Here is a 1,928-nt window from a genome sequence, read left to right as displayed (position 1 = left end):
AAAACGTCGTGTGGTCCGGGACCGACAGTTCCAAGCCGAGCAGGCGCATGAGCGAGCCCAGCAAGCCCTCGGTCTGCCGCCACGGCCGACCGAACGCCAAGCGCAGCATCAGCCCGGCTTCGACCGCGATGTCCGCGTAGCGGGAAGGCCGGCCACGCCGCCCCGTGGCGGGTGGCGTCCACGCGGTGATCGCCTCCGGCGTCACCCAGATGGTCAGGTCTCCGCGTCGGCGCAGCGCCGCATCGTAAGCTGCCCAGTTCTCAACCCGATAGCGGGCCTTCGGGATCTTGTGACGACGGCTTTCGTTCGCCTTGTACGGCATCCGGCTCTCGGCTCCAGAAGGGGCCAATCCTTTACCCGCAGCCCTCTTCGATTGCCAGTCTGCCGATTTGTGCACCAACGTCTTTCGTAAGGTTCCCTGGCCAGCTCGGAGAAGCGATCTGTTCAAGGGATGGTGTAGGTGCAGACCGGGGAGCCAGTGCATTGCTGCGCAGTGAAGGCGCCGCCGTAACCCATGCTCTGAAAATACTCGACGAAGGCGTTGAGGGCCGGGATGCTTGGTGAGTAATGGCCACTGTCATTGTTAATCGATTTAACCACACCATTGATCACGCTCATTTCACCCGCCGCCCGGACTGGCTGCGCGTTGGCAAGGCCACCATGGGTGATCGCTATATAGCCGGACTGCACCGTTTGGGAAAATGGAAGTGAATAATCAATCGGATTAATCGTACCGCTGGGCGGGAATGCGGTGCCGCTGTAGGTCAGCGGCACATAGGAAAGATACCGCTCGTCACACACGGGTGCCATGTATAAATTCCACGACATGGTTACGACGTAGAGATATGATGAAGCGCTACCGGAAGCGCAGGTGGGGTTGTTTAATATTGTTGACGGAGAAGCTTGATAGACAATGGTGCCGCTTGGTCCAGATTTGACTGCTGCACTATTCATAGCGAAACCATTAAAGACAACGCCATTTGTTTGAAGATTATTGTTTTCATCGTAATAGTTCCGAGCATTAGTGTAGGGGTTTGTCGAACCATATTTTGGATTGGTCGTAGTGAATGTGGCGGGATTGAGAACCAAAGTACATGGGATATTGTTGCCGCTCGCCCCCGAACAGGTAATGCTACTTTCTAGCACGGTACTTTTTGGATCAAATGGATTGGCGGTCATTATGCCACCGTTATAGTCAAAATAATAAGACGTATTGAAAGCCCATTCTGGAAAATCACCTTGGACACCTTTCAAGTAAATATTAGTGGAGACTCCGTTAAATGGACCAGTTCCCAGTAAAGGAAATTGAATATATGATTTACCTGGGCATCCTATAGATGAACACATCGACGTTGTGATAACTGTTGTTTTCCCTGATGGAATGCTGGTACCGGCCAACCCATCGCTGTACCAGTCATTTTCTGTAACGATATCACCGACAACCATATTGGTTGTGGTGTTGTTCTGTATGGTCAGCGTGAAAGATGTTCCAGCTTCAGCAGTCGCTGTTGAAAATATTAATGTAGCTGTTGTAATGGAGACAAGTGCATCTAAAGATCGCATATCATCCTCTCAGTGTTTGTGATGGCTTTTGCGGTGTATAAAAACTCCCTTCATAATAGCATAAATTACGCTATATACATACAAATTAGTAAAGTTGGCAGGCAACATTTCAATTTCTGTAGCGGCAGCAGAGGGTCGCGCTCGTGACGCCAAAGAGGAGCAAAACGGGGTGTCGCCTGGCGGCAGCCTGACGGATTCCAATCAGGTCGACGCGGCTGACTGGAACTCGTTCGTCGCCGCCGTCGTCAAAGCGGTTCCACAGATTCTCGAACCAGTTGGCTTTGTCGCACAAATCGGCGTGAGGACGGAATCCGCCAGCATCCCGCAGTGATCAGGCGATCTTGCGGGTGGTCGGCATGCCCAAG

At 52.4% G+C, this 1,928-nt stretch carries 3 protein-coding genes; 1 reads left to right on the top strand and 2 read right to left on the bottom strand.

Annotation, left to right across the window (positions count from 1 at the left end; translation table 11 throughout):
* The coding region (locus EJ903_RS26205; protein WP_174237367.1) for a transposase at positions 1–322 on the bottom strand (322 nt) is incomplete at its 3' end.
* Between the two features lie 122 nt (positions 323–444).
* On the bottom strand, positions 445–1,563 hold the full coding sequence (locus EJ903_RS26200) for a hypothetical protein (protein WP_126620802.1): 1,119 nt from the start codon (positions 1,561–1,563) through the stop codon (positions 445–447).
* 169 nt (positions 1,564–1,732) lie between these two features.
* On the opposite strand from EJ903_RS26200, the gene EJ903_RS26880 reads away from it, so the two are divergent.
* Positions 1,733–1,894 (top strand): hypothetical protein, encoded by a 162-nt coding sequence (locus EJ903_RS26880; RefSeq protein ID WP_210211576.1) that lies wholly within the window; start codon positions 1,733–1,735, stop codon positions 1,892–1,894.
* Positions 1,895–1,928 lie beyond the last annotated feature (34 nt).

The organism is Azospirillum griseum (assembly GCF_003966125.1).
GTDB lineage: Bacteria > Pseudomonadota > Alphaproteobacteria > Azospirillales > Azospirillaceae > Azospirillum > Azospirillum griseum.
Note: the sequence above shows the minus strand (reverse complement) of the source record. Positions and strands in the feature narration are given on the sequence as shown.

What these genes read in the sequence shown, in the direction of transcription:
- EJ903_RS26200 (WP_126620802.1), bottom strand. Translation starts at nt 1,563, where the DNA reads ATGCGATCTTTAGATGCACTTGTCTCCATTACAACAGCTACATTAATA.